General features: G+C 43.0%; 26 protein-coding genes. 24 read left to right on the forward strand and 2 right to left on the reverse strand.

The annotated features are described in order from the left end of the window. Positions 1–70 precede the first annotated feature (70 nt). The 14 genes from ilvC (at position 71) to der (ending at position 13,706) form a co-directional block, all read left to right on the forward strand. The gene (gene ilvC / locus FTV14_RS05830) at positions 71–1,087 is read left to right on the forward strand and encodes a ketol-acid reductoisomerase (protein WP_005232140.1); all 1,017 of its coding nucleotides are present in this window, start codon (positions 71–73) and stop codon (positions 1,085–1,087) included. A gap of 142 nt (positions 1,088–1,229) precedes the next feature. Continuing rightward, positions 1,230–2,135, forward strand: a complete 906-nt coding sequence (locus FTV14_RS05835; RefSeq protein ID WP_180053522.1) for a hypothetical protein — start codon at positions 1,230–1,232, stop codon at positions 2,133–2,135. 13 nt (positions 2,136–2,148) lie between these two features. Continuing rightward, positions 2,149–2,682 carry a hypothetical protein gene (locus FTV14_RS05840; protein ID WP_180053523.1) on the forward strand — a complete coding sequence of 178 codons (534 nt, stop codon included), beginning with the start codon at positions 2,149–2,151 and terminating at the stop codon, positions 2,680–2,682. Between the two features lie 786 nt (positions 2,683–3,468). Beyond that, a complete protein-coding gene (locus FTV14_RS05845; RefSeq protein WP_180053524.1) occupies positions 3,469–4,020 on the forward strand; it encodes a phosphatase PAP2 family protein in 552 nt (183 codons plus the stop codon). Positions 4,021–4,108: 88 nt separating this feature from the next. Next, on the forward strand, positions 4,109–4,309 hold the full coding sequence (gene iscX / locus FTV14_RS05850; RefSeq protein ID WP_180031516.1) for a Fe-S cluster assembly protein IscX: 201 nt from the start codon (positions 4,109–4,111) through the stop codon (positions 4,307–4,309). Positions 4,310–4,419: 110 nt separating this feature from the next. Continuing rightward, entirely contained in the window at positions 4,420–4,851 is a 432-nt protein-coding gene (gene ndk, locus FTV14_RS05855; protein WP_004782097.1) for a nucleoside-diphosphate kinase, read from the forward strand. A gap of 121 nt (positions 4,852–4,972) precedes the next feature. Further along, complete coding sequence (rlmN, locus tag FTV14_RS05860) at positions 4,973–6,208, forward strand: 23S rRNA (adenine(2503)-C(2))-methyltransferase RlmN (protein WP_005232136.1); 1,236 nt, start codon at positions 4,973–4,975, stop codon at positions 6,206–6,208. A 41-nt stretch (positions 6,209–6,249) separates the two neighbouring features. Further along, a complete protein-coding gene (gene pilW, locus FTV14_RS05865; RefSeq protein WP_373685615.1) occupies positions 6,250–7,023 on the forward strand; it encodes a type IV pilus biogenesis/stability protein PilW in 774 nt (257 codons plus the stop codon). Continuing rightward, complete coding sequence (locus tag FTV14_RS05870) at positions 7,014–7,799, forward strand: helix-turn-helix domain-containing protein (RefSeq protein ID WP_180053525.1); 786 nt, start codon at positions 7,014–7,016, stop codon at positions 7,797–7,799. Before pilW ends, FTV14_RS05870 begins: the two co-directional genes overlap by 10 nt. Positions 7,800–7,822: 23 nt before the next feature. Beyond that, positions 7,823–8,944 (forward strand): flavodoxin-dependent (E)-4-hydroxy-3-methylbut-2-enyl-diphosphate synthase, encoded by a 1,122-nt coding sequence (gene ispG / locus FTV14_RS05875; RefSeq protein ID WP_004782104.1) that lies wholly within the window; start codon positions 7,823–7,825, stop codon positions 8,942–8,944. 3 nt (positions 8,945–8,947) lie between these two features. After that, positions 8,948–10,243: a histidine--tRNA ligase gene (gene hisS / locus FTV14_RS05880; protein ID WP_179992373.1), complete on the forward strand. Its 1,296-nt coding sequence runs from the start codon at positions 8,948–8,950 to the stop codon at positions 10,241–10,243. Between the two features lie 30 nt (positions 10,244–10,273). Continuing rightward, positions 10,274–10,972 carry a tetratricopeptide repeat protein gene (locus FTV14_RS05885; protein ID WP_005232125.1) on the forward strand — a complete coding sequence of 233 codons (699 nt, stop codon included), beginning with the start codon at positions 10,274–10,276 and terminating at the stop codon, positions 10,970–10,972. Then, positions 10,969–12,117, forward strand: coding sequence for an outer membrane protein assembly factor BamB (bamB, locus tag FTV14_RS05890; protein WP_180033787.1), 1,149 nt, complete (start codon positions 10,969–10,971; stop codon positions 12,115–12,117). The genes FTV14_RS05885 and bamB overlap by 4 nt, the downstream gene beginning before the upstream one ends. A 176-nt stretch (positions 12,118–12,293) precedes the next feature. After that, positions 12,294–13,706, forward strand: a complete 1,413-nt coding sequence (der, locus tag FTV14_RS05895; protein WP_004782108.1) for a ribosome biogenesis GTPase Der — start codon at positions 12,294–12,296, stop codon at positions 13,704–13,706. A gap of 56 nt (positions 13,707–13,762) precedes the next feature. Here der and FTV14_RS05900 read toward each other — a convergent pair whose 3' ends face one another. Then, a complete protein-coding gene (locus FTV14_RS05900) occupies positions 13,763–14,332 on the reverse strand; it encodes a hypothetical protein (protein WP_159124108.1) in 570 nt (189 codons plus the stop codon). Between the two features lie 262 nt (positions 14,333–14,594). Here FTV14_RS05900 and FTV14_RS05905 point away from each other — a divergent pair, with 262 nt between their 5' ends. Continuing rightward, positions 14,595–15,215, forward strand: coding sequence for a 4'-phosphopantetheinyl transferase superfamily protein (locus FTV14_RS05905; RefSeq protein ID WP_180033797.1), 621 nt, complete (start codon positions 14,595–14,597; stop codon positions 15,213–15,215). Positions 15,216–15,240: 25 nt separating this feature from the next. On the opposite strand, the gene FTV14_RS05910 is transcribed toward FTV14_RS05905, so the two are convergent. After that, positions 15,241–16,011, reverse strand: a complete 771-nt coding sequence (locus tag FTV14_RS05910; protein WP_180033786.1) for an SDR family oxidoreductase — start codon at positions 16,009–16,011, stop codon at positions 15,241–15,243. 89 nt (positions 16,012–16,100) lie between these two features. On the opposite strand from FTV14_RS05910, the gene mazG reads away from it, so the two are divergent. The 9 genes from mazG (at position 16,101) to yjgA (ending at position 22,779) form a co-directional block, all read left to right on the forward strand. After that, positions 16,101–16,913: a nucleoside triphosphate pyrophosphohydrolase gene (gene mazG / locus FTV14_RS05915; protein WP_180002356.1), complete on the forward strand. Its 813-nt coding sequence runs from the start codon at positions 16,101–16,103 to the stop codon at positions 16,911–16,913. Then, a complete protein-coding gene (locus tag FTV14_RS05920; protein ID WP_159124105.1) occupies positions 16,873–17,301 on the forward strand; it encodes a ComEA family DNA-binding protein in 429 nt (142 codons plus the stop codon). The genes mazG and FTV14_RS05920 overlap by 41 nt, the downstream gene beginning before the upstream one ends. Positions 17,302–17,437: 136 nt before the next feature. Beyond that, a complete protein-coding gene (gene pcnB, locus FTV14_RS05925) occupies positions 17,438–18,913 on the forward strand; it encodes a polynucleotide adenylyltransferase PcnB (protein ID WP_180011818.1) in 1,476 nt (491 codons plus the stop codon). Then, on the forward strand, positions 18,910–19,395 hold the full coding sequence (folK, locus tag FTV14_RS05930; protein ID WP_179992366.1) for a 2-amino-4-hydroxy-6-hydroxymethyldihydropteridine diphosphokinase: 486 nt from the start codon (positions 18,910–18,912) through the stop codon (positions 19,393–19,395). The genes pcnB and folK overlap by 4 nt, the downstream gene beginning before the upstream one ends. A gap of 52 nt (positions 19,396–19,447) precedes the next feature. Next, positions 19,448–20,257, forward strand: coding sequence for a 3-methyl-2-oxobutanoate hydroxymethyltransferase (gene panB / locus FTV14_RS05935; protein ID WP_180053526.1), 810 nt, complete (start codon positions 19,448–19,450; stop codon positions 20,255–20,257). Between the two features lies 1 nt (position 20,258). Further along, complete coding sequence (gene panC / locus FTV14_RS05940) at positions 20,259–21,107, forward strand: pantoate--beta-alanine ligase (protein WP_034703490.1); 849 nt, start codon at positions 20,259–20,261, stop codon at positions 21,105–21,107. A gap of 18 nt (positions 21,108–21,125) precedes the next feature. After that, entirely contained in the window at positions 21,126–21,977 is an 852-nt protein-coding gene (gene rapZ / locus FTV14_RS05945) for an RNase adapter RapZ (protein ID WP_180053527.1), read from the forward strand. After that, positions 21,974–22,243, forward strand: coding sequence for an HPr family phosphocarrier protein (locus tag FTV14_RS05950; protein WP_034169914.1), 270 nt, complete (start codon positions 21,974–21,976; stop codon positions 22,241–22,243). The genes rapZ and FTV14_RS05950 overlap by 4 nt, the downstream gene beginning before the upstream one ends. A gap of 2 nt (positions 22,244–22,245) precedes the next feature. Beyond that, positions 22,246–22,779 carry a ribosome biogenesis factor YjgA gene (gene yjgA / locus FTV14_RS05955; protein ID WP_005232100.1) on the forward strand — a complete coding sequence of 178 codons (534 nt, stop codon included), beginning with the start codon at positions 22,246–22,248 and terminating at the stop codon, positions 22,777–22,779. Positions 22,780–22,969 lie beyond the last annotated feature (190 nt).

Consider the following 22,969-nt stretch of genomic DNA (forward strand, 5'->3'; position numbering starts at 1 on the left):
GCTTCAGGCAATGTGATCAAGGATCATTGCCTGATGAAACGGACACACAAGCATTTAAGCGGAGACAGCAATGCAAATTTTTTACGATAAAGACTGCGACTTATCTATTATCCAATCTAAGAAAGTAGCAATCATTGGTTATGGTTCACAAGGTCACGCACACGCGCTTAACCTTAAAGATTCTGGCGTTGACGTAACTGTTGGTCTACGCGCGAATTCTACTTCTTGGAAAAAAGCTGAAAACGCTGGTCTTAAAGTTGCTGAAGTTCCTGCTGCTGTAGCTCAAGCTGACGTAGTCATGATCTTGACTCCAGATGAGTTCCAAGCTCAACTTTACCGCGACGTGATCGAGCCAAACATCAAAGAAGGCGCGACTCTTGCATTTGCTCACGGTTTCTCTGTTCTTTACAACCAAGTTGTTCCACGTAAAGACCTAGACGTAATCATGGTTGCGCCTAAAGCTCCTGGTCACACTGTACGTTCTGAATACCAACGTGGTTCAGGTGTTCCTGACTTAATCGCGATCCACCAAGATGCTTCTGGTAATGCACGTAACGTTGCGCTTTCTTACGCTTCAGGCGTAGGCGGCGGCCGTACTGGTATCATCGAAACTTCTTTCCGTGAAGAAACTGAAACTGACCTGTTCGGTGAGCAAGCGGTTCTTTGTGGTGGTGCTGTTGAACTGGTTAAAATGGGCTTCGAAACTCTGGTTGAAGCTGGTTATGCGCCAGAAATGGCTTACTTCGAATGTCTACACGAACTTAAATTAATCGTTGACTTGATGTTCGAAGGCGGTATCGCTGACATGAACTACTCAGTATCTAATAATGCTGAATACGGCGAATACGTGACTGGCGTTGAAGTAATCAACGAACAGTCTCGTGAAGCGATGCGTAATGCGCTTAAACGTATCCAATCTGGCGAATATGCGAAGATGTTCATCCAAGAAGGTGCGTTGAACTACCCATCTATGACTGCTCGTCGTCGTCAAAACGCTGCACACGGTATTGAACAAACTGGTGCTAAACTGCGTGCGATGATGCCTTGGATCCAAGCAAACAAAATCGTTGATAAAGAGAAAAACTAATTTCTTGGATCATTTGATTTGAATGCGAAAACCCACTCACTAGAGTGGGTTTTTTATATAATCGAATAATAATCCACCTATAATTGGTTCTTCTTTATGTTATAAATTAACCAATAATTAAAAATTTTATTTTGAGGGGCGAATGAAAGTTAAATATTTGGGATTTGAAATCAGAACTGAAAAGAATCTTATAAGCATTAATGATTTTATTGAGAATAATCTAAATTTTGAGTTAAAAGATATTTTTAAGCGTAATGTGTTTATTGATTGCGCTGATATTGGCTACTATAAGGGATTGATTTTGACTGTAAAAGATCAAAAAGCCTATTGTAAATTACAAGGTAGTGTTGATGATCTAGAAATTAAAGTCGAAAATTTATCTGGTCATGATAAGTTAATAGAATTTAATTTTTTTGTCATAAACAAAAGTACAGGAAAGGGTCTTTATCAATTTTATTATCAATCAACTAGCTTATCTAAATTCAAAGAAATTTTGAAAAGACAATTCTTAGGATATCGTGCAATTTTATTGCAAAATGAGTATGAAACGAATCTTAAAATAGGTAAAAGTGAATCTAGAAGTAAAAAGGATTCTAATAAAAAATATAAAGATACTTTGGGATTAGATCTTCTAGTTAAGCCACAAACACTTTCTCAGCTCTTGCAAAAATGTAAACAAATTAAAAGCTTTGAGGTGGAGTTTGCAACTTATGATTATATAAGGAAACTAGGGCTTCCAATGCCGGCACATGCAACTAAACTAAAACAAAAAGTTTATTTTGATAAAGATACAAAAGTTAGAGAATTGGCTTCAAGTATTGTTCAATTTATAGATCAAGAAGAGCCAGTAGGTGGAACAATTATGGTTCTCGATGAGTTTGGACAGGAAATGCCATATAAGTTAATGGACACACCCGACTTATTTTATGAAGAAGAATTTGATGACTTAGTCCAAAAACTTAATTCTGTAAAAGTTGGAAATTTTGCTCAAAGTACAATTTTTGAAGAAATGATCAAAGTTTGTAGAGATAATAATATATTAAAATAATAGAGGGTACGCTATGAGGTGGAAGTGTTTTACTTTTTCTTTATTTTGCTCTTTTAGTGCATTTTGCATTGCTTACTATTATTTTGGTTTGTATGAGAATCTTAACTTTGAGAATTACAAAAGTATAAATCAGAACATTATAAAATTTTATGGTGAAAGCTTAAGAGGAAATTTATTTAGTGGATTTCTTGCTCTTGGTGGTTTTATCTTTTCATTAAAAGCGTTCATCTTGGTAACAATGAAGCAAAATGTATATGATAGTGAAATATACGAAGAAAAATGGCGAGAGTTTAATAAGGAGGCGAATGGCGAGACATATTTTTTGCCATTAAGAGAGTTAAATTCGGTCTTGTATATGACAGTTTTATTATCAATATTTTGTGCAATATTAAATATTACTATTGGGTTGTTGCCCATAATTATGGTGGTATATATATGTATATTTAGCGCATTCTATGCAACAGGATATTTAGTTTTAAGTCTGTGGTTAATTAAAGGTAACCTTGATACATGGTTTGAATATTTAGGACAAAAAAAGTTTAAATGATGGTATATATTAAGTTAATAATTAGTTCAATAATTTCCAATTTTGTTTGATTTATCTTTTTCGAAAAATATAGCTTGGTATATAACTGGGCTATATTTTTTAAACCTAATTAAAACAACTAGGTAATTTTCAATTCTTCTAAAAATTAAGCCTTTTCTTAATGCTAAAAATCAATTCATAAAACAGTCACACCCGAGCCCCATACTTAAAAGTATAGATAGTTATATCGCATTAACTTTTAAATGCTTGGAAATAGCCGAATTTTGAGTAAGAGCAAGGCAAGAAGCGGCTTACAGATACATTTTCACCAAAGTCTTGTGCGCTATAACTGCACTATACTCAAAACACATTCGATCCTTCTCAGGTTTTGTTAAAGGCTAGTATTCTCAAAGAATGAATTGAATGTAGTGATCCAGACGTATTTCAATGAATGCCAGTATACATAAATCATCTATTAACAGTTCAGATAGGTCGGATTGAAAGGTTAGAAAATATAGTGCAGGAGGCGATGGCCAGCGGTGGAGCAGTGATCGCTAATGATCATGGACGTACTGATTTACAGGTACAACATGATCGGACAGGTTGGCTGATTGGGTTGGGATAGTAGTAAGAATTCATCTGTTAGATGTCTGAATTAGGCGATTTATAACGATTGCAGAAGGATGTAGGCATTAAGAAACTAAAAAAGGTGAATAGCGATTATCTCATGCGTCAATTTGAACAAGCTCTATTTTTTCAGTCGTACCAAACCTGAAATACAGGGCATAAAACAATAAGAGCTCTACAATGAAATTTCAGAATGCAAAACTAAAATTTTTAGAAATTGATTTAAAAGGCTGTATTTATCTTAATCATTTTTCACATTCAGAACGCATTGCAGCTTTTTTCAAAATCATTAGCCGGTTGGGCAATGGCGTATTCTGGTATTTGATGCTCATTGCCGTCTGGCTGATTCAGGGCTTGATGTATACCTTACAGATAGTTTATCTGGTGTTTGGCAGTATGATCGGAACCCTGATTTATAAACTTCTAAAAACCCAAACAGTACGTCCACGTCCTTATCAGGTGCATCAGGTGATTCGGCTCTGTGAGCATCTGCTGGATCATTTTAGTTTTCCTTCGGGACATACCTTGCATGCAGTGATGGTGACCATTGTGCTGGGCTATATCGTACCTTTTTTGCTGTTTTTAATGTTGCCATTTGCCATTCTGGTCGCGATCTCTCGAATGGTTTTAGGCTTGCATTATCCGAGTGATGTGGCGGTAGGAGCCATATTGGGTGCGCTGGTGGCCACCATGATTGTATTTACGGCACCTTTTTTTAATATCATGTTGTAAAAAATCACGAGATGATCCGGCAAAGACTCGCAGAATTTTGCAGATTTGCTAAAGTACTACATCACAGTAAATAGGCTTAGGAATAGACATGGGTTTACGTTGGACAGATACCCTCGATATCGCGATTGAATTATATGAAGCGTATCCAGATGTGGATCCGCAATGGGTTCGCTTTACCGACCTGCATGCCTGGGTATGTGCACTTCCTGATTTTGAAGACGATCCAACCAAATCAACCGAAGGGCTTCTGGAAGCCATTCAAATGGCATGGATTGACGAAGCACGTTAATTGCCAGTTTGAAAAAAGCAATTTTTTTACAGTTTAAAGGCAGAAAAAAGTCCATTATTCGGTATAATGCGGCAAATTTTCATGTCAACAATTGACTTAAGGAGCCAATCATGGCTATTGAACGTACATTATCTATCGTAAAACCAGACGCAGTTGCTAAAAACCACATCGGTGACATCTTTGCTCGTTTCGAAAAAGCAGGTCTTAAAATCGTTGCGACTAAAATGAAACACCTGACTCAAGCTGAAGCTGAAGGTTTCTACGCTGAGCACAAAGAACGTGGTTTCTTCGGTGACCTAGTTGCATTCATGACTTCTGGTCCAGTTGTTGTTTCAGTTCTTGAAGGTGAAAACGCTGTTCTTGCTCACCGTGACATCCTTGGCGCGACTAACCCTAAAGAAGCTGCTCCTGGTACAATCCGTGCAGACTTCGCTGTAAGCATCGACGAAAACGCTGCTCACGGTTCTGACTCTGTAGCATCTGCTGACCGCGAAATTAACTACTTCTTCGCGCAAACTGAGATTGCTCCACGTACTCGTTAATACGCAGTATTCAAACCAGATAAGTGTTATTATACTTATCTGGTTTTTTTATTCTCTGAATAATTCTTTGCTCAGATATTGAGCTTCTCCTTTCATCTTTAGACATGGTTTAGGTATACACATGAGTACTGAAGTGGTCGCTACATCAGCAGTTTCTGATGCACAGCAACAATCTCCGTCCACTCCTGCACAGCAAAATTCTGTGGAAAAAGTGAACTTACTAGGCATGTCACGTCCGCAAATGGAAAAATTCTTCGAAGATATGGGCGAGAAGAAGTTCCGTGCCGGTCAGGTGATGAAATGGATTCATCAGTATTTCGTGACTGATTTTGCCGAGATGACCAATATCTCGGGCAAGCTGCGTGAAAAACTGGAAAAGATTTGTGAAATTAAAGCGCCAGAAGTAGTGCATAAAAACTATTCCAAAGACGGTACCCGTAAATGGGTGTTCCGTGTCGGTGATGGTGATGGCTCTCTGGTTGAAACTGTCCTGATTCCGGCAGAAGACAAAACCGGCTCACGTAAGACCCTGTGTATTTCTTCACAAGTGGGCTGTGCCCTGGACTGTTCATTCTGTTCAACCGGTAAGCAAGGTTTCCAGCGTGACCTGACTCAAGCTGAAATCATTGGTCAGTTATGGATGGCAAATTACTCCTATATGGAAGAAGTGCCTGTGGCTGAGCGCGAGCGTTCAGTGACCAATGTGGTGATGATGGGCATGGGCGAGCCATTGCTGAACTATGATGCTGTATTAAACTCTATGCGCATTATGCTGGATGATTTTGCTTATGGCATGTCTAAACGCCGCGTAACGCTTTCAACTTCAGGTGTCGTGCCGAAAATTGACCAGTTGGCGCAAGATATTGATGTGGCTTTGGCGATTTCATTACACGCAACCAATGACGAGCTGCGTAATGAACTGGTGCCAATCAACAAAAAATATCCGCTAGAGCAGCTTATTGCCGCTTGTCAGCGCTACATCACTAAAGATGGTAATGAAAGTGCGCGTAAGCACGTGACTATCGAATATGTAATGCTGGATGGCGTAAATGACAAACCTGAACATGCCCAGCAGATGATCAAGCTGCTTAAAGATCTGCCAAGCAAGATTAACCTGATTCCATTTAACCCGTTCCCGCATGCGCCATATGGCCGTTCAAGCCGTAACCGGATTATTTCTTTCCAAAAAACTTTGTCTGATGCCGGTTTTGTGTGTACGATTCGTCAGACACGTGGTGATGATATCGACGCTGCGTGTGGACAACTGGTAGGACAAGTTGCTGACCGTACCCGTCGTGCGGAACAGTGGAAAAAGAAAATTGCGCAGTCCAATGAGATTATGCGCTCACAAGGATAACAAGAGGTCGCCAATTGAGTAGTCTGACATCTAAACTTGCTTTGGTTGCAGTAGTATGTGGGTCTTTGGTTTTAACTGCGTGTCAAACGCCAGATCTAGGTCAGAAGGATCCGGAAAAAGCCACCAAGGTTCGTACTCAGTTGGCGGTTGAATATCTTAAAAACGGTGATCTGGATTCAGCCAAACGTGCGCTGGATCAGGCACTGGAAACTAATCCGCGTGATTCGCAAGCCAATATGATGATGGGGGTGCTGCTTCAGCAGGAAGGCAGTAAACCTAATCTTGAAAAAGCCGAAGGTTATTTCAAGCGTGCAATTTCGGCAGATCCAAAGAATGCCCAGGCACGAAATAACTACGGCACCTATTTATATCAGCTTGAGCGCTATAAAGATGCGATTGAGCAGTTCGAAATTGCTGGCGCAACTTTAGGTTATGACCAGCGATTTCGTGCCCTTGAAAATATGGGGCGGATTTACCTGAAACAGGGGGATCTGGCGAATGCTGAAAAATCATTCAAACAGGCACTACAGGCTAATCGCGCTTCGTATATATCAATGTTAGAGTTGGCAGAAATTTTTTATCTGAACCAGCAGTTCCCGGCCGCGACTCAAATGTATGAACAGTTTGTACGTGGCGTGGGGCAGAAAAACCAGAGTGCCCGTGCGCTCTGGATTGGCATTCGCACTGCGCGTGCCAGTGGCGATCAGTTAGGCATGCAGGTATTGGTGAATCAATTACGTGCATTGTTCCCTGAAAGCCCGGAATACCAACGTTATTTGCAATTACAGTACAGTACTGAGGCCGTATGGAAGTAAATCCTAATTCAGATTCGAATAATTCGAGCGTAGCTCCAAACGCGTTAGGAAATGTTCAGCGTCCAGGCGAGTACTTACGCAAGATTCGTATTAATCAGCAACGTGAGCTTGAAGACGTTGCCAAAGAACTCAATATTCCGGTAAAGACCCTGAATGCCTTGGAAAAGGATGATTATAAATCCTTGCCTGAAGCAACCTTTATCAAGGGCTATTACCGCACCTATGCCAAATATCTCGGTGTCGATGCATCTAGCCTGATTCAGCGTTTTGATGAAATTTATGCCAATGATACCGGTATGGTTGCAACGCATGCCCTGAAAGATTCTCCAATCAAGATCATGGGTAAATTACCAGGTTCAAAGCGTGATCGTAACCGTAAATGGTTAAAGCGTGGCCTGATTGCACTGGTTGTAGTACTGATCTTGGGTGCACTGGTCGCGATTATTCAGAACTGGTCGGAAAGCAGTTCAAATAATGCTGAAGTTGCGGACACCTCTTCTGATGTTGAGATTTTGAATCTGGATGCCGGTGCTGCCATGTCCGGTGATCAGCTTAAGCTTGATTTTAGCCGTCCAACCTCTGTGCATATTGTAGATGCAGGCGGTAACGTGCTGGCCACTGGCCGTCAAGCGTCTACTATAGAGCTGAGCGGTGAAGCGCCATTCCAGATCCGACTGGATGATGCGACAGCAGTATCACTCAGTTTAAATAATGAAAGTATTGCATTGTCACCTTATACGGTTAACGGAAAAGCAGATTTCCGTTTATCACGTTAATGGTGAGCAGATAGGGCGAAATCATGATCGTAAATCCAATTCAGCGCCGTCCAACACGTAAAATCCGTGTCGGTTCTGTCTATGTCGGTGGTGATGCACCGATCACTGTTCAGTCAATGACCAATACTGAAACCTGCGATGTCGCAGCAACTGTTGCACAAATTCAGCGTTGTGTAGATGCAGGTGCAGACATTATGCGTGTCTCTGTGCCGAGTATGGAAGCAGCGGCTGCATTTGGTGAAATCCGTAAGCAAGTCGACGTACCACTGGTTGCAGATATTCACTTCGACTATAAGATTGCGCTGGCTGTTGCTGATCTGGGTGCAGACTGTTTGCGTATTAACCCGGGTAATATCGGTTCAGAAGCCAAGATTCGTGAAGTCGTGGCGGCTGCACGTCATAACGACATTTCCATGCGTATTGGCGTGAATGCCGGTTCACTGGAAAAAGATATTCAAAAGAAATATGGCGAGCCAACAGGTGAAGCATTGCTGGAATCTGCGATGCGTCATATCGACATTCTGGATCGTCTGAATTTCCATGAATTTAAAGTATCGGTCAAAGCATCAAACGTGTTTTTGACGATGGATGCCTATCGTCTGCTGTCTAAACAGATTGATAATCCACTGCACTTGGGTGTGACTGAAGCGGGTGTGTATCGTACTGGTTCAGTGAAATCAGCGATTGCTTTGGGTGGTCTGCTGATGGAAGGTATTGGCGATACCATGCGTATTTCTCTGGCAGCTGAGCCTGAAGAAGAAATCAAGATTGGTTTTGATATCCTGAAATCGCTGGGCCTTCGTTCTAACGGAATTAACTTCATTGCCTGCCCAAGCTGTTCACGTCAGGAATTTAACGTGATTAAAGTAATGCAGACCCTTGAAGAACGTTTGGAAGATGTCCGTGTTCCGATGGATGTGTCTGTAATTGGCTGTAAAGTGAATGGTCCGGGCGAAGCCAAAGAAGCCGATATCGGTGTAGTAGGTGCAAGTCCGCGCTCACTGGTGTATCGTAATGGTGAAAAGAGCCATTTAATCGATACCAATCAACTGGTTGATGAAATCGAATCAATGGTTCGTCAACGTGTTTCCGAGCTTGAAGAAGCCAAATCAAAAGAAATTATTCGCACAAGTTTTTCTGAGTAGATCATGAGTTCAATCGTCGCAATCAAAGGTTTTAATGACATTCTCCCAACGCAAACCCCAGCTTGGAGACGTCTTGAACAGCATCTGTCAGGTCTGATGGATGCCTATGGCTATCAACAGATCCGTTTGCCGATAGTTGAACAGACTAATCTGTTTAAACGTTCGATTGGTGATGCCACAGATATCGTTGAAAAAGAAATGTACACCTTCCTAGACAAAGGTAATCCGCCTGAGTCTCTGACTTTACGTCCTGAAGGAACAGCGGGCTGTGTACGTGCGATGCTGGAACATAACCTGCTTCGTGGTGCAACACCGAAAGTGTGGTATATCGGACCGATGTTCCGTTATGAAAAACCGCAAAAAGGCCGTTATCGTCAGTTCCACCAGTTTGGCGTGGAAACATTTGGTGTGGCAACGCCTGATCAAGATGCAGAACTGATCCTGATGACAGCACGTCTATGGAAACGTATGGGCGTGGCTGACAAGGTGCAACTCGAACTAAATACTTTGGGCGAGTCTGATGAACGTGCGGCGTATCGTGCGGCACTGGTAGAGTTCCTGCAAGCGCATAAAGCGGATCTGGATGAAGATTCTCAGCGCCGTCTGACGACTAATCCACTGCGTATTTTGGATTCGAAAGATGCCAAAACTCAAAGTATCCTAGAAAATGCGCCAAAACTTCATGACTTTATGGGTGAAGAAACACTGGCACACTTTAACCAGTTGCAACAGTATTTGTCAGATGCCGGTATCAGCTTTGTCATCAATCAGAAACTGGTACGTGGTCTGGACTACTACAACAAAACCGTATTTGAATGGACTACGACTCATTTAGGTTCACAAGGTACTGTGTGTGCCGGTGGTCGTTATGATGGCTTGGTCGGTCAATTGAAAGGCAAAGCGGATCAATCTGTGCCTGCAGTTGGTTTCGCGATGGGGATGGAGCGTTTATTGCTTCTACTGGAACAGGTTGAAGATAATACTCCAGTACGTGATTGCGAAGTATTCCTGGTTGCCGATCCTGCTTCTCAAGGTAAAGCACTGGTATTGGCCGAACAGATTCGTGATCAATTGGAAGCTGCAGGCAGTAATATTCGTCTGAAAGTCGGCTCACAAGGTTCAATGAAGTCGCAAATGAAAAAAGCCGATCAGGCCGGTGCTTTATATGCGGCCATTATCGGTGAGCGTGAACTTGAAGCACAAAGCTTTACGGTGAAAGAGCTGGCGACTGCAGAGCAATCTACTGTGCCATTTGCAGACTTTGTCGCATTTTTCAGTACTAAAATTTCTTCAAAATAATCGATAAAACATTAGGAAAAAGGTAATCGCATGAGCGCAATGACTGATGATGAACAACTTGAAAGTTTAAAATCCTTCACGAAGAAGTATGGTTCTTCGATCATTATCGGGATTCTGGTTGCGCTGATTGCCTTTTTCGGATGGGAATATTGGCAGAAGAAAAACCTGGCGGAATCGCAAATGCAGACTGCCAAGGTTCAGCAACTGATGGATGAAGCACAGGCTGCAGATGGTGATGCTTTTGCCAAGCTATCTGAAACTGCAGACAAGATTGTCAAAGAAGCGCCAGATTCAGCTCAAGCGATTCAAACCCAGTTGGTCATGGCGAAACTGGCTTATGACAAGCAGGATTACGCTGCCGCTGAGAAAGCATTACAAAAAGTTGAAAACTCTAAAGTTGATGATAAAGGCCTGGTTCAGGTCGTTAAATTGCGTCTGGCTTATGCACAATTAGCACAGAAAAAATATGATGCAGCCCTGAAAACTTTGGATGCAGTGACTGAACCTGCATTTAAAGCAACCGCCGATGAAGCACGTGGCGATATCTATGTTGCCAAAAATGATATTGAAAATGCCAAAAAAGTATATCAAAGTGCATGGGATGCTTTGATTGAACGTAAAGAAGAACGTCAAATTTTACAAATTAAGCTCGAAAGCGTAGGCGTGTTGGTCGATGACCCGGAAATCGAACGCCCAATTATAGAAACACAAGTGGAAGAAGCTGAATGAACAGAACATATAAAATCACCTGTGCTTTAACTGTTTTAACTCTTGCACTCGCTGGCTGTGCGGGTAAGACCAATAAAGTACCAGAAGTAAAACCGAATCCACTTCCAAAAATCAGTCAGACTAAAACACTTGTTCCTGTATTTTCGACCAGTGTTTCTTCAACAGAGAAGGCTGATCCGCTACGTTTACGTCTGGATGCGGATAACGGAGTCGTATTTGCGATCGACCCTAAAGGTGAAGTCACTGCTTTTAATGGCAAGCAGCGCCTGTGGCAGAAAAAAGTCAGCAAAGATACGTTAAGCTCTGGCGTTGAAGCCGCTGATGGGATCGTGGTGGTTGGCAGCAACAAAGGCCAATTGATTGCACTGGATCAGCAGACTGGCGAACAACGCTGGACTGCACAATTGACTGGTGCCATCTTGGCGCCTTCACTGATTCATGCAGGTCGCGTAATTACTGTTACCAATGACGGTACTGTATATGCCCACGAAGTAGCTTCAGGCGCTCAGGTCTGGACCTATGATTTACCGAATGTCCAGTTTAGCCTGCGTGGCATGGCGGCTCCGGTGCCTTTAGATGTGCGTAATGTATTGATTGCGACTTCAAATGCTTATATTTATGCAATCGATGCCCTAAGTGGTGTGCCTAAATTACAGCGCCGTGTTGCGATCTCGGATGGCCGTTCGGACATTCAGCGTTTGATTGATATTGACGGTGATCCTGTCGTAGCAGGTCAGTTTATTGTGACCACCAGCTATCAAGGTCAGGTGACTGTATTTGATCTGGCTTCACAACAGGTGATCTGGAGTGAAGATGCCAGCAGTATCCAGCGGCCGGAAGTGGTGGGCAATGGCGTCTTCGTTGCCCAAACTGATGGTAAAATCAGCGCGTATGAAATTACTACTGGCCAGCCTTTATGGGAAAATGATCAGTTGTTGAATCGTCAGCTGAGCAATCCGGTAATGCTGGGAACTGAGCTTGTCGTAGGTGATCTAGACGGAGTATTGCACCTGCTGGATCCATCAACAGGGCAGATTATTGGCCGTGCTAAAACTTCTGGTGAAGTGCGTCATTTACGTGTAATTGACAACCAGCTCTATGTTTCGACTCGCAAGGGTGCATTAAGCATCTGGCAGAATCGTTAATTTTTGTTTGGCTTATGCTAAAATAAGCCAACCGTATTTTTTACGCGGGGTGATTGAATGTTCAATGCCCCGTGTTTTTATTTATTTTAGGCTTTAATCCTATTCCCTTTTTCTTCCAAAACTTTCTGATGTTCAGGCCATTTTTAGACAGCCTGATATTGAATAAAGGTTAATCTATGAAACCCGTAATTGCGCTCATTGGTCGTCCGAACGTCGGAAAATCAACTCTGTTTAACCAGATAACCAAGAGCCGTGACGCATTGGTAGCAGACTTTGCAGGTCTGACACGCGACCGTAAATATGGTGATGCGATCTATCAAAACAAATCTTTCATTGTCGTGGATACTGGTGGTATCGGTGAAAATGAAGGCGGTATTGACTCCTACATGGCTGAGCAGTCTAAAACTGCGATCCATGAAGCCGACATGATCATTTTTGTGGTCGATGCACGTGCCGGACTACTGGCATCTGATGAACAGATCGCTCGTGAACTGCGTACTTTGGGCAAGAAAGTTTTCCTTGTAGCTAACAAAGTTGATGGCGTACATGCTGAAGCTGCTCTGGTCGAGTTTTATAAACTCGGTATGGGCGAGCCTATGCAAGTGGCTGCTAGCCACGGCCGTGGCGTACAGCAAATGCTGGAAGAAGTACTTGAAGATGTGCCTGAAGATGAAAGCCCAGAAGAACATGACAAGAATACTGGCCTGCGTCTTGCAATTATTGGTCGTCCAAACGTAGGTAAATCAACACTGGTAAACCGTCTATTGGGTGAAGAGCGTGTTGTGGCGTTTGACCAGCCAGGTACAACGCGTGACTCGATCTATATTCCTTTTGAGCGTGATGGTCGTCAATACACCCTGATTGATACCGCTGGGGTACGCCGTAAAGGTAAGGTTGATGAAATGATTGAGAAATTCTCAATTGTGAAAACTTTACAGGCGATGAAAGATGCACATGTAGTTGTGATCGTGGTAGATGCCCGTGAAGGGATTGTAGAGCAGGACTTACACCTGATCGGTTATGCATTGGAAGCTGGCCGTGCCATGGTGATTGCGATCAATAAATGGGACAACATGTCCGAATATGATCGTAAACAATGTAAGCTCGATGTGGAGCGTCGTTTTGACTTTATTCCTTGGGCGAAAATCCATTTGATTTCTGCGCTACACGGTACAGGTGTCGGTGAGATGTATCCATCGATTCACCGTGCTTATGATTCTTCACATCTGAAAGTATCACCAGCGAAGCTGACTCAGATCCTGAATGATGCCACTGAAGCGCACCAACCGCCTACTGTACAAGGTCGTCGTATTAAGATGCGTTATGCGCATATGGGCGGACAGAATCCACCGACTATCGTGGTTCATGGTAATAAAGTAGATAAGACACCTGCAGATTATCGCCGTTACTTGGAAAACGTATTCCGTAAAGTGTACAAACTTGAAGGTACACCAGTAAAAATTGAATTTAAAACCTCAGAAAACCCATTTGAAGGTCGCAAGTCACAGCTGGATGAACGTACTGCTGCGCGTCGCCGTCGTTATGTACAGAAATTCAAGAAAGCCGAGAAGAAATTTAAACGCGGTTAATTGTCATAGTTAAATAAAAAAGCCTGCGAAAGCAGGCTTTTTTATTTATTCATTTTTTAGATTGAGCATTTTTTTGCTTTTTGATAAATACGGATATTTTCAAGATTAGCTAAAGCTACGTCAGCATCGGCTTGAGACGCGGCAATATTATTTTGATTATTATTGCCAGTAAAAGCATTGGTAATTTCAGTTGCGCGCGCAACTGTTTGTGATTGACCTGCAAAAGCAGATAGCGCACCACTTGCAATACCTGCTAATTTAGAAACAGGATTATTGGCTTGAGCATTCGCTTGGTTTAGTGCATTTTGACTTGCTTCTAAGGTGCGTTCAAAACTGCGCGCTTCTACTGCCAAATCCGTACAATCTAAACCTTTTAAATATGTTGTTGAGTAGACACCGTTATTTTGATTTGAAGCATTATTATAATTAGAAGCATAGGCACGGTCTGCACGTGCAACAGCAGCATTCGCCTGTGCACGGCTGCGCTCCATATTTGCTTCAGCCTGATCCATGATGGCGCCGTTTCTAGCTCCCATAACTGCAGTAGCAGCTTCTAGCCAGGAGCCAGCTTGTGTTGAAAATGATAGTGCAGCAATTGTCGTACTGAATATGATTCGCTTAAACATATGACCCTCTGTTTTTCTATGTATAAAATTGTAGCTGGATTGTAACTATTTTTTATTCGATTAAAAATAGCTTGAAAGCTCAATTATTTATTTTGATTTACAGTATATTTTATTGTTTTAATTAAGTTTTATTAAAATATATTTTAAGATATTACCTATAGTTTGTCAGAGAGGCAATCAGGTTGATTTATACTGAAGGCCTTAAAAGTAACATTTTTTATAAGGGCGACTATTTTTGAAGTCTATTATTCATATTGATTGGATCGCGCTGGCACCACGACTTAGACATTTACAAGACTTAGATCGGAAAACCTATATTCAGCAGCGTAAACAATTAATTTATAACTATCGTAATCAGTTGCTAGCTGCACATTTAGGTTGTGTTATTGACCAGCAGGACTTTACTACAACCGAATACGGCAAGCCTTATTTTCCAGCCCATCCAGACTTTGGTTTTAATCATACCCATAGCCAAAACTTCTATGCATTAGCAACAAGCAAACATATTCAGAATTTGGGGATCGATATCGAAGAACTTAATCGAAATGTACGTTTTGAAGCCCTAGCCCAACACGCTTTTCATCCTGAAGAGCTGAAACAGTGGCAGGCATTAGATTACGATCCTGAATACTGGTTTAAAGTCTGGACCACCAAAGAGGCGGTCCTAAAAGCGTCAGGCCTTGGAATCCGGATAAACCTGAATGAGCTGAATACCCAGATTCATCCACATCAGGATGGAGGACGTTGTGAACATCCAGAAATTGGAATTTATGCCTATCAAAACTATATCTTAGCGGGTTGCATGCTCACTGTGGCCTGGCAAAGCGAGCATTCCTGTAAAGGCCTAAGATTTCCAACGATTCAGATTCATCAAGCTGTTTAAAAGTAGAGTAAGCCCAAAATATTTCTTATTGTTTGGCAATCATTAAATTACTCAGCCGGTTAACGAACTGTGGACTCATTCGAGATAAGTGAAATAAAAACTTACTCTTGAATCCGACTGGATGATGGGTCACTTGCCAAATTGAATCTTTTAGCTGTGCCAGTTTGAAAATATCCTGCGCTACATCCTCAGCTTTTAGATGCACGCCCATTTTTTTGATACTTTCGGCCTGCATATCTTTCACCATTGCAGTGCTAACAAAAAGCGGCATCACATCAAATACCCGAATGCCATATTTTTGCCATTCGATATCTAGTCCTTCAGTCAAACCACGAACCGCAAATTTGCTGGTTGCATAGGAAGCCAGATCCGCTTGGCCATAAATCGCCGATGCTGAAGACAGGTTAATGACCCGGGCAAAGGAAGCCTGCTTTAAGTAGGGTAAAGCAGCATGACAGCCATTCAGGACGCCTTTAATATTCACGTCAAGGGTGCGATGGTGATTAGTAATATTCGTTTCTTCAAAAGGACCGGAATATAAAATCCCGGCATTATTTACCAGAATATTGATTTCACCGGCCCAAGATGCGAATTCAGATAGAGTAGTTTCCCATGATGCATAATCGGTTACATCCAGAAAGCCAGCTTTGGCATGTTCACCGAGTTGCTGGGCCAATTGTTCTGCCTGTTCAAGATTAATATCATAAATTCCGACTTTATAACCTTGCTGGTAAAATAGCCTGGCTGTCGCGGCACCAATTCCTTGTGCTGCACCACTAATCAATATACTGTGCATGTGCTTGATCTCCTTATTGTCTTTTTTTCTTGAGCATAGCAAGAGACAGGCAAAATAATGCGGCTATTTGGTAAAGAAGAGGTTTTACGGTGGAACAATTACTCCAAGTCATGCGTGAGTTACGTGAAAAATGTCCATGGGATCAGCAACAGACTCCCGAATCTTTAACCAAATATGCGATTGAGGAAGCCTATGAAGTTGAAGCAGCAGTGCGCTCTGGCCAAGCTGATGAGGTGCGGGATGAACTGGGTGATTTGCTGTTACAGGTCGTATTTCAGTCACAAATGTATAGCGAGCAGGGCGCTTTTGATTTTCACGATGTAGTTCAGGCGATTACGGATAAGCTGATTCGTCGTCATCCGCATGTATTTCAGGCTGAACAGTTTGCACAGCTGAGTCCTGAAGATGTCTCGGTACTCTGGAAAGAAATCAAGCAGAAAGAAAAACAGGGTAAGCCACGTTCACGTTTGGATGAGACCAAGCATGCACCTGCACTGCAACAGGCGGATGAGATCCAGAAAAATGTCGCCAAAATCGGCTTTGACTTTCCAGATGTCGCGGGTGCCTATGGCAAGCTGGAAGAAGAACTGGCTGAACTCAAAGAAGCCGTTGCTGGACAAAATTCCGATGAAATACTCGAAGAATTTGGAGACTGCTTATTTTCACTGGTGAATGTTGGTCGTAAACTTGGTGTCTCAAGCGAGATGGCATTATTGGGCACGATCCATAAATTCCGGACTCGCTTTGCCCTGATGGAAGATCGGGCAGAACAACAGCAACTCAATCTGGAAAGCCTGTCATTGGCTGAATTGGATCAGCTCTGGGAACAGGCCAAATTAGAATTAAAACAAAGAGCCGCTCATGAACAAAGTACAACATCGCATAGGTCCAGCATGGATTAATACTGTCCTGCTAGGCATTTGGCTGGCCTATACTTCAATTGGAACAGTACATGCAACTGCAACCGATTATGCAGAATGGAAAGTACGTCAGCAGCAGCATGATGCACGCCTGAAGAAGAAAATTGCTGCTGCTACCCCCGTTTCTGAAAACAATCATTATCTGGCTAAACCTGCATTATCCGCCTCTTCAGCTGCTGATAAAATCAGTCTGAATCAGGCCAGTATTGAGCAGTTACAGCAGTTAAATGGCATCGGGCAGAAGAAAGCGGAAGCGATCATTGAATACCGGCAGAAAAACGGTAAATTTAAAACAATTGAAGATATTCAACAGGTCAAAGGCATCGGGCCGGCCTTATTTGCCAAAAACAAGGATAAACTGGCTTTGTAACCCTGCTGAATTTATTGTAAATAAGCCATCCATCTGAACCATGAGAATGACATAATCAAATTGCCCTTTAGCGGTGTAAGCGATATGATTAGCGTCATCTTAGAATTTTACGTTCAGACGTAGGAGACAGCGTCTTTTGCAAACTTTGCGCGCGTCAAAATGTGGTTTATCAACCGCTCAATTACCTTCTTATATTCTCGATGTGATTGATGCCTTAACCAAGGCAGGCTATGAAGCTTATATCGTAGGTGGTGGTGTCCGGGATCTGATGCTGGGTTTAAATCCCAAAGATTTCGATGCAGTGACCAATGCTACACCAGCTCAGGTTAAAGAAGTGTTCGGACGGCGTTGTCGGATTATCGGACGACGTTTCGAGCTGGCGCATGTCTATTCGGGCCGTGAACTGGTTGAAGTGGCAACTTTCCGTGCGCCTCCTAAAAAAGCGGTGACCTCTGCAGCAGGGATGATCCTGCGCGATAATAACTGGGGCACCATTGAGCAGGATTTTGCTCGTCGAGATTTTTCGATCAATGCCATGTATTACCAGCCACGCAAAGGTATCGTGCTGGATTTTTGCAATGCAGTAGATGATATTAAACACAAAACGCTGCGTTTACTGGGTGATCCGACTCTAAGATTTGAGGAAGATCCGGTCCGGATGCTGCGAACTTTACGTTTTGCAGCCAAACTCAATTTCAGTATTGATAAAGCCATTCTGGATATTTTCACTCCGGAAATGACCCAGCTTCTACGTGATGTGTCTCCACACCGTCTCTATGATGAATCGCAAAAGCTATTCACTATGGGACATCTGAATCGTGTGATGCCAATGCTGATTGATTTTGGCATCTGGCGTCAGCTGTTTGCCGATATCAAGCCAAACATTACTGCATTTATTGAACTGGCAGCGAAAAATACCGATCAGCGTATTTCGATTGGCAAGACCATCAATCCGGCTTTCTTCTATGCGGTATTGTTGTGGCAACCGTTCCTAGAGCGCTGTGATTTTTATCTGTCTAAAGGGGTAGTGCCTGCAGAAGCACGTGCACAGGCAGGACTGGATGTACTGAAACGTCAGGCTACCCGTACTGTGATTCCACGCTTTGCGGAAACTTTCATTCGTGAAGTCTGGGAAATGCAAACCCGCTTGCTCAATCCAAAACCGCAACAGATTGAAGCATTATCAGGTCATGCACGTTTCCGTGCCGGCTTTGACTTTTTGTTGCTGCGTGAAAAATCAGGCGATGAAACTGCACAGGGTATGGGAAGCTGGTGGGAAGCCTATCAGCAAATGGGCAGCGATGAAAAAGAGCGTGCCATTGCCCAATATAACCGTCAGCGTGCCAAGAGCCGTCGTAAGGCTTCTCAGGAAGAACACTTGGAACAGCGCCTGGCTGCACAAGATGTAGCAACCGAGATTGAACCTCTGGTGAATGAGCCGGAACCACGTAGCCGTCGTGCGCGTAAAGCCAAATTTGAGAATGAGCGTAGCAAACCGATTTCTCATGTGGCGGCCAGTGCCAGCGGCGACATTGGTGCAGACCATCCAATTACCAAGCGTAAACGGGTACAGCGTGATTTAAGCCAGGTTATTTTTGGGCCCACACAATGACAGTGACCTATATCGGTTTAGGAAGTAACCTGGGCGATTCACGCCAGATTCTGGCTGAAGCCGTGCAAAAGCTGGCAAGTTTGGGGCAGGTAAAAACCTCACACTTGTACCAAAGCCCACCCATGGGGCCACAAGATCAGCCGAATTATTTTAATGCTGTCGTACAGTTAATTACGGATCTGGCACCGCTGGATCTGCTGGATCGTCTGCAAGCCTTTGAACAGGAGGCTGGGCGTGTGCGTCTACGTCATTGGGGTGAACGTACCTTGGATCTGGATCTGCTTATTTATGGTGATGAACAGATTCAAAATGAACGGTTAACCGTACCGCATGTGGGCGTGCTGGAACGTGACTTTGTATTGGTGCCATTACTGGATATTGATGCCAACTTGCAGCTGAATGGAAACACATTAAAAGACCTAGACATCGTCAAGCAATCAACCTTAACGGTTTTTGACCGCACGAATTGGGCAAATATTTAATTTTTAATTATTGGCATGTTCGAGAGAACTTCAATAATAGAGGAACATCTTCATGATCAGTCTCAGTGATTTAAGACGATATAAAGCGGAAGGACGCAAATTTTCTTGCCTGACTTGCTATGACGCCAGTATGGCCAAAGCTATGGAAATTGCTGAAGTTGACAGTATTCTGATTGGCGACTCTTTGGGTATGTCGATTCAAGGTCGTGATTCAACCTTGCCTGTGACTGTAGAAGATATGACTTACCATACCGCAGCGGTACGCCGTGGCAATCAGCATGCACTGATTATGACTGATCTGCCATTTATGAGTTATGCCACTCTGAATGATGCATTACAAAGCTCAAAAACGGTGATGCAGGCCGGTGCACAAATGGTCAAGATGGAAGGTGGTGCCTGGTTGGCGGAAACCGTTCAGGTTCTAACCCGTAACGGGATCCCAGTCTGTGTTCACTTGGGTCTCACACCGCAGTCGGTGCATGTCTTTGGTGGCTATAAGCTACAGGCCCGTACCCGTGAAGCGGCCGATCAACTGATTGCTGACTGTAAGGCAGTGGTTGAAGCCGGTGCAGCAGTGCTGTTGCTGGAATGCGTGCCTGCACAATTGGGTCAGGAAATTACTGAACTTTTCCCACATATTCCAGTGATTGGTATTGGAGCAGGGGCAGCCACTGATGGCCAGGTATTGGTCGTTCAAGACATGCTTGGTCTAACCTTTGGCCATACCGCGAAATTTGTACGTAACTTTATGAAAGAACAGTCTGGTGCGACTGCAATTCTGGATGCATTTAAAGCCTATCATGCGGCTGTTTTAGATGGTTCATTCCCAGCACCTGAACAAACATTCCAAGTCGAGTTGTAACATGAAAACAGAAACAACCATCCAAGGATTATCTGCTTCGCTCAATCCTGCACGTTCTGCGCGTAAAATTATTGGTTTTGTCCCGACCATGGGCAACCTGCATCAGGGTCACCTGAATCTGGTGCGTGAGGCGCGTAAACTGTGTGATGTCGTTGTTGTGAGTATTTTCGTTAATCCGATCCAGTTCGGACCAAATGAAGATTTTGATAATTATCCACGTACATTGGAACAGGACCAGCAGTTACTGGCAGATGTAGGTTGTGACATTGTCTTTGCCCCAACTGTAGAGCAGATGTATGGTAACAAGCCACGTCTGACCAATATCAGTGTGTCTGGTATCACCAATGATCTATGTGGCTTACAGCGTCCAGGTCATTTTGATGGTGTAGCGGTCGTGGTGACCAAATTATTTAATATTGTTCAGCCTAACTATGCTTTCTTTGGTCAGAAAGATTATCAGCAACTGGCTGTGATTCGTCAGTTTGTTCAAGACCTGAATATTCCACTGGAAGTGATTGGTGTGCCGATTGCTCGTGCTGAAGATGGTCTGGCACTTAGTTCGCGTAATGGCTATCTAAGCGAGCAGGAACGTGCAACAGCACCAGTCATTTTCCAGAGTCTGAAAACTGCTGAGCAGCAGTTACATGCAGGTAAAACTTTGGAGGAAGCACTGGCAGGTATCCGTCAAACTTTGACAGATGCAGGTCTGGTAGTGGACTATATAGAAGTCCGTACACCGGAATTGCAGAAAATTGATGAATTTAATCAGGATGTCGTGATTCTGATCGCGGCAAAATTAGGAAAAACTCGTCTGATTGATAATCTGCAGATCAAATACGCAGCTGGATAAGTAAAAGGATCGTAAGGCATGAAGCGCATTTTAATTGTGACAGGACAATCTGGCTCAGGTAAATCTTCTGCATTGCAGGTACTTGAAGACTTGGGTTATTACTGTATTGATAATCTGCCTTTGGCCTTACTTCCTGAAATTGTGGCGAAGCTGGACTGTGAAAATAATCTGGAACAGTTGGCGCTTGGGGTGGATGTTCGTAGTACCCGTGCAGATTTGCAGGAATTCGACCATGTATTTGAACAGCTGCAACAGCATGGTACGGTAGATGTCATCTATCTGACTACGCAGGATCAGGAGCTGATTGCCCGTTTTAGTGCGTCACGCCGTCCGCATCCTTTGGCTGCCCGTTTCAAGAGTCTGCATCAGTGTATTCAGGAAGAAAAAGTCCTGCTGATGCCGATCCAGCTGCGTTCTACAGTGCATATCGATACCACTGATAAAAGCGTGCATGATCTAAAACATACCTTGCTGTACAAGCTGGGGCAGACCGATAACCTGATTGTGATTCTGCAATCTTTTGGCTATAAGCATGGCATTCCTTTAGATGCTGACTACGTTTTTGACGTCCGTCATTTGCCGAATCCGCATTGGGAACTCGAACTGCGTAAATATTCAGGCCTGGATCAGTCGGTACAGGAATTCCTGGAAAAAAGTGATCAGGTCGAAGACATGTTCCAGGATATTTATCATTTTTTAGACAAATGGCTGCCGACCTTTGCTGAGGGTCATCGTCATTATATGACCATCTCGATTGGTTGTACTGGCGGCCAGCATCGTTCTGTTTATATTGTGGATAGACTAAAAAAAGCGCTTGAGGCAAAATGGTCTATTCAAGTCCTCCACCGAGAAATGAAGCACTGGTCATGATTGATACGACTGTTGACGTAATTAATAAACTAGGTTTACATGCGCGTGCATCAGGTAAACTCATTGAAGTTACCACCAAATTTCGTTCCAGTATCCAGATTGGCAAGTCGGACAAATTGGTTGATGCCAAAAATATTATGTCCTTGCTGATGCTTGGTGCGGGCAAAGGAACAACTTTACGCTTAGTGATTGAAGGTGCAGATGAGGAAAAGGCCTTATCTGAAATTCAGGCACTGTTTGCGGCAAAATTTTATGAGGCAGATTAATCGTGGCACGTCGACCGAGCAGTTTAACTGAAGAAGACTTTGAATCTTTAGAGGGACGCGCAAGTAAAACCGAACAGAAAAAAGCAGTTCAGCGTATGGCTGCTTTAGGCGCACAGTTGGCAGAACTGAGTGCAAAACAAATTAAAAACTTACCCGTTGAAGAACGTCTGATTGAAGCTTTGCTGGATGTCCAGCAAATCAGTTCACATGAAGCACGCCGTCGTCAATTTTCACGTATTGGTAAATTACTTCGTAATGAAAATGAAACCGTGATTCTGTCTTATCTGACTCCGAAACAGGGTTTGAAAAAGACAGCACAATTGCAGCGTTGGGTTGACCGTATCGTGAAAGATGGTGATCCTGCAATTAATGAATTTACCAAAACCTATAATGCGACAGAGCGTCATACCTTACGTCAGCATTATTTACGTGTGCATCGTGATCTAAAAAATCAGGCACCGGAAGAAGAAGTGGCAGCCTCAAAGCAAAAGCTGTTTAACTATGTGCAGCAAGTTGCCCTGATTTCAGATAACTGATTATAATGAATAAAAAAGCGACATTTTGTCGCTTTTTTTATTCACTCTAATTAATTTTTATTTTCCATGAAAATTCAAGAATGTTCCTATAAGTCATTGTTAACTGTAAAAAAATGTAAACTTTTAATATTTTTGATTACGTAATAAATTGGTTTTAGTGCATAAATAAATTATTTAAATCATTCAATAT

Origin of the sequence: Acinetobacter sp. YH12236 (assembly GCF_013417645.1) — a bacterium.
GTDB lineage: Bacteria > Pseudomonadota > Gammaproteobacteria > Pseudomonadales > Moraxellaceae > Acinetobacter.

Excerpts from the sequence above, each read along its gene's own strand:
- FTV14_RS05900 (WP_159124108.1), bottom strand. The coding sequence starts at position 14,332 with ATGTTTAAGCGAATCATATTCAGTACGACAATTGCTGCACTATCATTT.
- folK (WP_179992366.1), top strand. The coding sequence starts at position 18,910 with ATGACAGTGACCTATATCGGTTTAGGAAGTAACCTGGGCGATTCACGC.
- FTV14_RS05885 (WP_005232125.1), top strand. The coding sequence starts at position 10,274 with ATGAGCGCAATGACTGATGATGAACAACTTGAAAGTTTAAAATCCTTC.
- panB (WP_180053526.1), top strand. The coding sequence starts at position 19,448 with ATGATCAGTCTCAGTGATTTAAGACGATATAAAGCGGAAGGACGCAAA.
- der (WP_004782108.1), top strand. The coding sequence starts at position 12,294 with ATGAAACCCGTAATTGCGCTCATTGGTCGTCCGAACGTCGGAAAATCA.
- iscX (WP_180031516.1), top strand. The coding sequence starts at position 4,109 with ATGGGTTTACGTTGGACAGATACCCTCGATATCGCGATTGAATTATAT.
- FTV14_RS05950 (WP_034169914.1), top strand. The coding sequence starts at position 21,974 with ATGATTGATACGACTGTTGACGTAATTAATAAACTAGGTTTACATGCG.
- ilvC (WP_005232140.1), top strand. The coding sequence starts at position 71 with ATGCAAATTTTTTACGATAAAGACTGCGACTTATCTATTATCCAATCT.
- ispG (WP_004782104.1), top strand. The coding sequence starts at position 7,823 with ATGATCGTAAATCCAATTCAGCGCCGTCCAACACGTAAAATCCGTGTC.
- rlmN (WP_005232136.1), top strand. The coding sequence starts at position 4,973 with ATGAGTACTGAAGTGGTCGCTACATCAGCAGTTTCTGATGCACAGCAA.
- FTV14_RS05910 (WP_180033786.1), bottom strand. The coding sequence starts at position 16,011 with ATGCACAGTATATTGATTAGTGGTGCAGCACAAGGAATTGGTGCCGCG.
- FTV14_RS05845 (WP_180053524.1), top strand. The coding sequence starts at position 3,469 with ATGAAATTTCAGAATGCAAAACTAAAATTTTTAGAAATTGATTTAAAA.
- ndk (WP_004782097.1), top strand. The coding sequence starts at position 4,420 with ATGGCTATTGAACGTACATTATCTATCGTAAAACCAGACGCAGTTGCT.
- FTV14_RS05835 (WP_180053522.1), top strand. The coding sequence starts at position 1,230 with ATGAAAGTTAAATATTTGGGATTTGAAATCAGAACTGAAAAGAATCTT.
- rapZ (WP_180053527.1), top strand. The coding sequence starts at position 21,126 with ATGAAGCGCATTTTAATTGTGACAGGACAATCTGGCTCAGGTAAATCT.
- FTV14_RS05840 (WP_180053523.1), top strand. The coding sequence starts at position 2,149 with ATGAGGTGGAAGTGTTTTACTTTTTCTTTATTTTGCTCTTTTAGTGCA.
- bamB (WP_180033787.1), top strand. The coding sequence starts at position 10,969 with ATGAACAGAACATATAAAATCACCTGTGCTTTAACTGTTTTAACTCTT.
- hisS (WP_179992373.1), top strand. The coding sequence starts at position 8,948 with ATGAGTTCAATCGTCGCAATCAAAGGTTTTAATGACATTCTCCCAACG.
- FTV14_RS05870 (WP_180053525.1), top strand. The coding sequence starts at position 7,014 with ATGGAAGTAAATCCTAATTCAGATTCGAATAATTCGAGCGTAGCTCCA.
- panC (WP_034703490.1), top strand. The coding sequence starts at position 20,259 with ATGAAAACAGAAACAACCATCCAAGGATTATCTGCTTCGCTCAATCCT.
- FTV14_RS05920 (WP_159124105.1), top strand. The coding sequence starts at position 16,873 with ATGAACAAAGTACAACATCGCATAGGTCCAGCATGGATTAATACTGTC.